Consider the following 9,204-nt stretch of genomic DNA (forward strand, 5'->3'; position numbering starts at 1 on the left):
CTCTATGCCAGCATAACCGAGTCTTTGACAAGCATCCTTAACCTTATCAAGATGCCCCACAACATCTAACCCACCTTCGGTAGTTAACTCTTCGCGTTTTTCAGGCACCAAGCAAACATGCTCTGGCTTAACCTTTAAAGCGAGATCGACCATCGCATCCGTTACCGCCATCTCCAGATTCATACGCGTTTGGAGGGTTTCCTTCATCACAAACACATCGCGATCCTGAATATGCCTGCGATCTTCTCTCGGATGAATCGTAATGCCGTCAGCGCCAGCTTCTTCAGCTAGCATCGCAGCCTGGACGGGATCAGGGTAACGCGTACCTCGTGCCTGTCTAAGGGTTGCAACATGATCGACATTTACACCTAACAACACCCTACGCTGTTGACTCATCTTACTCATCCTACTGTTGTATATTTACTGAACTGCTTGATTAGCTCTCTACTCTGAAGCTTCGCACCTTGGAGCGCCTGATCAATCAGCATATAACTGACTTTCTTATTTAACGTCTGATACACCGCTTTAAGATCATTTACTTGATTAGCGCTTTTATTAGAAACTAGCGCCTGCACGCGTGACGAATAAGCTAGGAGATCTTGACCTGAAAAAACGACATAACTTCGGCTATTCTCTTGTGTCAACACGAATGTGGAGTCAGCACTCAAATAGTAATTCGACTCAGACTGTATAACCTTGCCTTGCCAATCAATATCAAAACTAGGTAACAAACCGAGCTCAGCTAACAATATAAGTTCAAAATCTCTGAGCATCTGAGACATATCTTCACCCTCACTTAAACCCGAGAGACACTCTACATAGGCTGAAAACAAAGCAGGCATTGGCTCTTCTGGCGCCAATAATTTGTATAACAGCTCGTTGATGTACAGACCCGCGAACTGCCGTTGGCCCGTCAACTCTAATTGGGCGCTGGGCGGTTCAGCTTGTGTTAAGGTTTTGAGATCAGATTTACCAACCCAATCAATTAACAAGGGCTGAAATGCCTGAAGAATGGCACTCTTTGAAGACTTTGCTTTGTAGCCGCCTTTAGCGACTAAACCTACCTTTCCATGCTGATACGTGAAGACGTCGAGTAACAAACTTGTATCCCTAAACGGGCGACGATGAAGAATGTAACTCGCTTCAAACATGCTTACTGGTCGCGATACCCTAAGCTTTTCAAGGCACGTTCATCATCGGACCAACCGCCCTTAACTTTCACCCATAAGTTCAGCATGACCTTGCTATCAAACATACGCTCCATATCTTTACGCGCATCACGTCCAATAATCTTAATCTGCTCGCCTTTATCGCCGATCACAATCTTTTTCTGGCCGCTACGTTCAACAAGAATTAAGGCACTAATATGAAGAATATTTCTCTTCTGTTTAAACTCTTCAATTTCAACCGTCACCGAATACGGGAGCTCTTCTCCTAGTTGGCGCATGATCTTTTCGCGCACTAACTCTGCAGCTAAAAAGCGCTGACTTTTGTCGGTAACTTGGGAGTCGGGAAAGTAATGCATACTCTCAGGTAGCAACTCCTCAATAAGACTCTCCAACTGCTCGACGTTGTGTCCTTGCTTCGCTGAAATAGGGACGATATCTTGAAACTCGCCTTTCTTAGAGATCTCTTGCAAGTACGGCAGTAAGCCACCCTTGTCTTTTGTACGATCAACTTTGTTGATGCACAGAATCACCGGCGCGCAGACATTCTGTAATTTTTCTAAGACCAGATCATCATCGTCGGTCCAATACGTGCGATCCACAACGAACACCACCACGTCAACATCAGTCAACGAACTTGATGCGGCTTTGTTCATGTAGCGATTAATCGCCTTATGTTCTTTCAAGTGCAGGCCGGGAGTATCAACATATACAGCTTGATTCGCCCCGTTTGTCTTTATTCCTAAGATTTGATGTCGAGTTGTTTGCGGACGTCGAGAAGTGATACTTAGCTTTTGACCTAAGATGTGATTCATCAAGGTTGATTTGCCAACATTTGGCCGCCCAACAATCGCAACATAACCACAGCGAGTGTTGTGCTTCTGCACCACGCCACCAAATGCTTGACCTAATAGAGCGTCCAGCTCATCAGCAGACTGCGCTGCATCGTTATCGCCTAACTTCTTATCGCTCATATTATTTACCTAATTGTTCAATCGCTAACTTAGCAGCATCTTGCTCTGCATTACGCCTACTCGAACCACTCGTTTCAATAGAAATGCCTTCCGCAGGAATCGTACAACGAATATAGAACGTTTGTGCATGCGCCTCGCCTTCTGTGCGCAAAACCTCGTATGTCGGTAAGTCTTGCTTTTTAGCTTGAAGCAATTCTTGCAGCTGAGTCTTCGAATCTTTCTCTGTCGTTTCTAACTCAGGAGAACTCAATCGTTCTTCGTACCAAGACAATACCATTTGTTTGGCTACGTCATGACCAGAATCCAAATACGTCGCGCCGATAATCGACTCTACTGCATCAGCTAAAATAGATTCTCGTCGAAAACCGCCGCTTTTTAGTTCACCAGGACCGAGCTTTAGATAATCACCTAGCCCAAACTCTCTCGCTATCTCAGCGAGAGTTACGCCTTTAACCAAGCGAGCTCTCAAGCGCGATAGTTGACCTTCTTTAAAATGAGGAAAACGAAGATAGAGTTGTTCGGCGATCACATAGCCGAGAATAGCGTCACCGAGATATTCGAGACGCTCATTATTTTTACCTTTGAAACTACGATGTGTGAGGGCAAGCTCTAAAAGAGATCGATCTTTGAAGGTATAACCAAGCTTTCGCTCAAGTCTGTCGTAATTAACTGTACTCACCCGTGTTGTGCTACCTATGGATAGATTTCTGATACTTCGTCGAACACAATCACTGCATCGACATTTTTGTAAACATTGATACGAACTTCATAATCTAAGTAGAAAGAAATCACCCCTTCTTCTTTCTCTATCGATACAGCTTCATTGAAGTCAATGTCGCGAATATTGTTAGTCTGCATACGTAATTTGAAGCGGCGATTAATCTCACCCAGATCGAGTTCAGCGGTTTGAGAATCCTCGACAAAAGACGTCACCACTGACTTTAATTGCCAGTGCTCAAAATAGGCTGGATACAATTTAAAACCAACTAACGCAACAAACGCAGCCATCGCTAGAAACACCAAAACAAAGGGCATTGAAGCGCCACGCTGGTTCTTCAACAATTTATTATTAGTTTCATTTCTAGACATTTGCATTGCTCCAATCAAATTCATTAACTCGCGTACTTAAGGTTAGACCCGCTCTATCAGGTTTACAACGTAATGCATGTTACTCGATGCTTCCTGCGCGCGAAAACGATGGCAATGAAGTGAGACCTTTCCATTGCATCCAAATTGCAAACGCCTTACCAACCACTAACTCATCGGGAACGAAGCCCCAATAACGGCTATCGTTACTATTGTCACGGTTATCACCCATTACAAAGTAGGAGTTTTCTGGTACCACCCATTCACCTTCGGCTTGAATGTTTCGGCGCAGCTTATGCTCCATTAATTGATGTGTGACGTTGCCTATTTGCTCTTTGGCCAAACGATAAGGAGGTAAATTAGCTACAAGCGTTTCAGGAACTAATTCACCATTAATAAACAGTTGTTTTTCGTCGTAACGAATAACATCACCTGGGATCCCTACAACACGTTTTATGTAATTAGTTTTTCCATCTTCTGGGAATTTAAAGACAATTACGTCACCTCGCTCAGGATCGTTCAGCTCGACCACCTTTGTGCCCGCGACTGGCAACCTCAAACCGTACTCGTATTTATTGACTAAGATGAAATCGCCGACTTCTAAGGTCGGCAACATTGAGCCCGACGGAATTTGAAAAGGCTCCACAAGAAAAGACCGGAGCACTAACACAAGCGCCAGCACTGGAAAAAAAGAGCGAGAATTATCAATCAACCAATGCATCTTCGGCTCATCCTCTGATGATGCCTTTGGAGCCTTGCTTGCCTCGCGTTGTTTAGAAAAATACAGAACGTCCGCTAAATAGACGAAGCCTGTAAAAAACGTTAGTACCACCAACACCAGTGGAAAATCGATATCCATTCTTTTCTCGCTACTTATTTTTATCGATCTTAAATCGATTAACTATCCACTTTCAAAACGGCTAAGAACGCTTCTTGCGGGATTTCTACGCTGCCCACTTGCTTCATCCGTTTCTTACCTTCTTTCTGCTTCTGAAGGAGCTTTTTCTTACGGCTCACATCACCACCGTAACATTTCGCTGTTACGTTTTTACGCAAAGCCTTAACGGTTTGACGCGCCACGACTTGGCCACCTATTGCCGCTTGAATAGCAACATCGAACATTTGGCGTGGAATCAACTCTTTCATCTTTTCGGTTAATAAACGGCCTTTAGATTGGGCGTGGTCCTTATGAATAATCAAGGCCAGCGCATCAACTTTATCGCCGTTAATAAGAACGTCTAGCTTAACTAGGTTAGCAGCCTCAAAACGAATAAATTGATAGTCGAGTGAAGCAAAACCACGACTCACTGATTTCACACGATCGAAGAAATCGAGTACAACTTCAGCCATTGGTAATTCGTACTTGAGCGCGACCTGTCCTCCGATGAATTGCATATCTTTCTGGACACCGCGTTTCTCAACACAAAGACTAATCACGTTACCCAAATAGTCTTGTGGAACCAGAATATTTGCCTCAACAATTGGTTCACGCATTTCGTCGATAGAACCTGGATCAGGGAGTTTTGATGGATTATCGACCATCACTACGACGCCATTTCTCAACTTAATTTCATAGGCTACCGTTGGCGCCGTAGTAAGAAGATCAAGGTCATATTCGCGCTCCAAACGCTCTTGGATAATCTCCATATGGAGCATACCCAAAAAGCCGCAACGGAAACCAAAGCCCAGTGCATCTGACGTCTCAGGCTCGTAGTACAGAGAAGCATCGTTCAACGTCAGCTTTTCTAAAGCTTCACGGAATGACTCATAATCGTCGGAGCTGACAGGGAACAACGCCGCGTAGACTTGAGGTTTTACGCGTTGGAAGCCGGGCAACTGGCCGACTTCTTGAGTCTTAGCATGCGTGATCGTGTCCCCTACCGGTGCACCATGAATATCTTTAATTCCGGCTACGACAAATCCAACTTCACCTGCTTGCAATATCCCTGTTTCGGTATGCTTCGGAGTAAATACACCGCAAGAAGTAATCTGCTCGATCTTGCCGGTAGATTTGATAAATATTCTGTCGCCTTTGCGAAGTGTGCCTTCAACGACACGAACAAGCGACACAACTCCTAGGTAGTTATCAAACCACGAGTCGATAATTAGGGCTTGCAACGGAGCTTGTCGATCGCCTTCAGGTGGTGGAATCACCTTAACCAATTCTTCGAGCACATCTTTAACGCCCATACCACTCTTAGCACTGCACGGCACGGCATCCGTCGCATCGATACCAATAATATCTTCTATTTCTTGCTTTACACGCTCAGGCTCAGCTTGTGGCAAATCCATTTTGTTAAGGATTGGAAGAACTTCTAAGCCTTGTTCAATCGCCGTATAACAGTTCGCTACAGACTGCGCCTCAACACCTTGACCCGCATCAACGACTAACAAAGCACCTTCGCAAGCCGCTAAAGACCGCGATACCTCATACGAGAAGTCAACGTGTCCGGGCGTATCGATAAAATTAAGCTGGTACGTCTCACCGTCATCCGCTTTATAGTTCAGGGTCACACTTTGCGCTTTGATCGTAATACCACGCTCTCTTTCGATATCCATCGAGTCAAGAACCTGCGCCTCCATTTCACGGTCACTTAAACCGCCACAATCTTGAATAAATCTGTCAGCCAAGGTCGACTTACCATGATCTATATGGGCAATAATGGAGAAATTACGGATATTTTTAAGACTGCTCACGTGCAAAATACTCTTTAAATTTGAGGCGCGCATTTTATAGTAAAAGCGAGCATTTTCAAAACGTGTTGCAAGGTTAGTTCATGGTTTAATGTATAGGAAACGCCGCAAATGCGGCTCGCCATCAAACTGAGCACCAATCACCGAGATAAAGGTATAAACGCCGACGAGTTTTCGATTTAGAAAAACGAACTCCTTTGGCGGTATTTTGAAGTAACGGCTGACAGCTGAACGCGCAGCAGTTTTGGCAATTCGCGTTGGCAAATCACTCTCAGCCCATAAATAAGCCCCAGATTCGTCACAATGATCTGCTTTACAAACTGCTGGCGAATCAGTCCTAGCCAAGGGTTCAAGTACAGCCATACAGACTTTCCCGAATGTCTCGAGCACGTCATCGGGCCAATCCTCGTGCATGAAATCAAGCGCAATACCCGCTTGAATCACGCCCTTAAGATCATTGTGATAAGAAGATTGAATCATATCACATACGGGTTTTATAAAGCTCTCGTCATAGCGTTGAACCGCACCAAAGTCAAGAAGAACAAGTTGAGGAGATTTGGACTTATCAATACGAACACGGTAATTACCGAAATTCGGGTCCGTTTGCATTTCATGCCATACGAAAAGCTCATTCAGGAACAATTCAAGAAATGCCTGCCCGAGTGCGTTTCGCTCTTGCTGTGACAAACCTTGCGCCAATTCACTAGCAACATGCACGCCTTCTTCATAGCTGGTTGCTAAGACCTTAGAGGTCGAATATCGAGAATAAACAGAGGGCACAACGTAGCGATGATCCTCTTTCAGAAGATCATTGAAACGCTGCGTCGTTTTAGCTTCTAATCCGTAATCCACCTCACGGTGCATCATAACGCGAACTTCTTCGAGCCACTCATCGAAAGCAGGCCCACGAGACACTACATTGGCAAGGCGTAAGATTTGAGCAACAGAGTCTAAATCAGCGTCGATCGCCTCACTCACGCCCGGATATTGAATCTTAAGACAAATCTCTTCACCACTGCTTTTCACAATCGCTCGATGCACCTGCCCCAAAGAAGCCGTCCCAATAGATGTTTCGCACACATCAAGTTCTTGAAAACGCTCCGAGCCGAGCTGTTCGTACAACAAACCACGCATGATAGACCAATCGAGCGCCGCGGTTTTCTCTTCAAGCGTATGAAGCGCTTCAGTCACCTCAACTGGTAGAAAATGCTCGCCGTAAAGCGCCATAATCTGACCAATCTTAACAACACTGCCTTTGAGCTTACCCAACTCTTCAACGAGATACTTAGCTTCTCGTGAAAGTGCCGCACTGCGCGCCTCTGCGCGTTTTTGTGAGGACTGAAAGAGACCGGCCGTCAAACTGCCCGCCATACGCGTACCGGAGACCAAACCAGCCTTAGTCAAGCTTAAACGCCTTTCAAAGCTTCCAGTTTTAATCTTTGACAGTTTCAACGAAGAACCTTCTTAAGAGCCAAGAGTTAACCGACCTTCTCGCCCTTTGCTTGCTTGTCTGCGTGATACGACGAACGAACTAATGGACCACTCGCAACATGCTTGAAACCTATTTCTTTGGCAAGTTCGCCTAACTCATCAAATTCTTCAGGTGTAACGAAACGTTCAACGGCCAAGTGGTCACGACTCGGTTGTAGATATTGACCGAGCGTAAGCATATCGACATTGTGTGCGCGTAAATCACGCATCACCTGAATAACTTCTTCTTTCGTTTCACCAATACCAAGCATTAAACCCGACTTCGTAATCACTGAAGGTGCCGCAGCTTTATACTTTTCCAATAAATCTAACGACCAATCGTAATCGGAGCCAGGTCTAACCTTTTTATATAAGGATGGCACAGTCTCTAGATTATGATTAAAGACATCAGGTGGAGTGCCTTTAAGAATATCGATTGCTACGTCCATACGCCCCCTGAAATCCGGAACGAGAACTTCAATTTCAATTGAATCAGTCCTTGAGCGAGTTTCTGAGATACAATCAGCAAAATGCTGAGCACCACCATCACGCAGATCGTCACGGTCAACAGAAGTTATAACCACGTAATTGAGATTCATGTCAGCGATGGCTTCGGCTAGCTCTCGGGGCTCATCTTGATTTAGCGGCTTTGGACGTCCATGCGCGACATCACAGAAAGGACAACGACGCGTACAAATATCCCCCATGATCATAAACGTGGCAGTGCCACCACCAAAGCATTCACCTAGGTTCGGACATGATGCCTCTTCACATACCGTGTGCAGTCCGTGCTTTCGCAACTTGTCCTTAATTTCGCCAATTCGAGGCGTTGCAGGAATTCTCACGCGAATCCAATCAGGCTTTCGCGGCATCGTTTCGGTAGGAATCACTTTAATTGGAATGCGGGCAACTTTTTCAGCACCGCGCAACTTTTCACCAGCCACGACTTTTTTAACGGACGTCTTTTTAGTTTCTTCTGTCATAACGAATCTGTAACTTCAATGTTGGTCTGCCGATAACAAAATAATGAACTTAGGGCATCTACGAGGCAGTTAGAAAATTCTGTAATAGAGACCTCAGGGCAATAATCTCTCAGCTGAGCCATTTGTAAACCTTGGTAGCCGCAAGGATTAATACGAAGCCAAGGGCTTTGATCCATATCGAGATTTACACTCAGACCATGAAAAGAACGCCCTTTACGAATACGCAAACCTATAGAACCAATTTTACGCCCATCGACATATACACCTGGCGCTTCAGGATCGGCCTTAGAGTCGACACCAAAATCTTTTAGCGCCTGAACCATTGCCTGCTCAATCAGTCGTACGAATTGTCGCGTACCAATACCCATTCTATCTATATCGAACAAAACATAAATCACTAACTGACCAGGCCCATGGTAGGTGACTTGACCACCCCTATCGACTTGCACTACCGGAATATCTCCAGTGTTGAGAAGATGCTCGGACTTACCGGCTTGCCCCTGAGTAAATACTGGATCGTGCTGCAAAACCCATAATCGATCATCTGATAGAGAATCTCGTTTATCTGTGTAGTCTTGCATCGCTCGCCACGCTGTTTCGTAATCAAGCTTCGATGAGAAATATGTTACCTTGAGCTCGCGTTCAGAGTTTCTAGGTTTGGCCAATTCTTCTGACAAGACAGATGCCCTCTATAGGACCATCTTCACACGACCAGTCGCAATGATAGCCTGATGCATGGCATCCAATTGCTCGCGACTTGTAGCTGTAAATTTGATACGCAAGGAAATGAAAGTTCCATTCTTACTCGGTTGAACCACTATAGTGCTTGGA

11 protein-coding genes are annotated in these 9,204 nt (G+C 45.1%); all 11 read right to left on the minus strand.

Annotation, left to right across the window (positions count from 1 at the left end; genetic code table 11):
- On the minus strand, positions 1-396 hold a 396-nt coding region (locus A3762_RS04945), incomplete at its 3' end, for a pyridoxine 5'-phosphate synthase (RefSeq protein ID WP_082868945.1).
- A 5-nt stretch (positions 397-401) separates the two neighbouring features.
- Positions 402-1,151, minus strand: coding sequence for a DNA repair protein RecO (gene recO, locus A3762_RS04950; protein WP_068754373.1), 750 nt, complete (start codon positions 1,149-1,151; stop codon positions 402-404).
- Positions 1,152-1,153: 2 nt separating this feature from the next.
- Positions 1,154-2,140, minus strand: a complete 987-nt coding sequence (era, locus tag A3762_RS04955; protein WP_082868944.1) for a GTPase Era — start codon at positions 2,138-2,140, stop codon at positions 1,154-1,156.
- A 1-nt stretch (position 2,141) separates the two neighbouring features.
- Positions 2,142-2,819, minus strand: coding sequence for a ribonuclease III (gene rnc / locus A3762_RS04960; protein ID WP_068754375.1), 678 nt, complete (start codon positions 2,817-2,819; stop codon positions 2,142-2,144).
- A gap of 14 nt (positions 2,820-2,833) precedes the next feature.
- Complete coding sequence (locus tag A3762_RS04965) at positions 2,834-3,229, minus strand: DUF4845 domain-containing protein (protein WP_197469033.1); 396 nt, start codon at positions 3,227-3,229, stop codon at positions 2,834-2,836.
- A gap of 79 nt (positions 3,230-3,308) precedes the next feature.
- Complete coding sequence (lepB, locus tag A3762_RS04970; protein WP_068478487.1) at positions 3,309-4,085, minus strand: signal peptidase I; 777 nt, start codon at positions 4,083-4,085, stop codon at positions 3,309-3,311.
- Between the two features lie 38 nt (positions 4,086-4,123).
- The gene (gene lepA / locus A3762_RS04975) at positions 4,124-5,923 is read right to left on the minus strand and encodes a translation elongation factor 4 (RefSeq protein ID WP_068754382.1); all 1,800 of its coding nucleotides are present in this window, start codon (positions 5,921-5,923) and stop codon (positions 4,124-4,126) included.
- 78 nt (positions 5,924-6,001) lie between these two features.
- Complete coding sequence (locus A3762_RS04980; RefSeq protein WP_231878731.1) at positions 6,002-7,324, minus strand: AarF/ABC1/UbiB kinase family protein; 1,323 nt, start codon at positions 7,322-7,324, stop codon at positions 6,002-6,004.
- 74 nt (positions 7,325-7,398) lie between these two features.
- Entirely contained in the window at positions 7,399-8,373 is a 975-nt protein-coding gene (lipA, locus tag A3762_RS04985) for a lipoyl synthase (RefSeq protein WP_068754379.1), read from the minus strand.
- On the minus strand, positions 8,370-9,050 hold the full coding sequence (gene lipB, locus A3762_RS04990; RefSeq protein WP_231876771.1) for a lipoyl(octanoyl) transferase LipB: 681 nt from the start codon (positions 9,048-9,050) through the stop codon (positions 8,370-8,372). The genes lipA and lipB overlap by 4 nt, the downstream gene beginning before the upstream one ends.
- Positions 9,051-9,062: 12 nt before the next feature.
- Positions 9,063-9,191: a YbeD family protein gene (locus A3762_RS25660; RefSeq protein ID WP_231878732.1), complete on the minus strand. Its 129-nt coding sequence runs from the start codon at positions 9,189-9,191 to the stop codon at positions 9,063-9,065.
- Positions 9,192-9,204: the final 13 nt, after the last annotated feature.

It is taken from the genome of Oleiphilus sp. HI0125, from assembly GCF_001635355.1.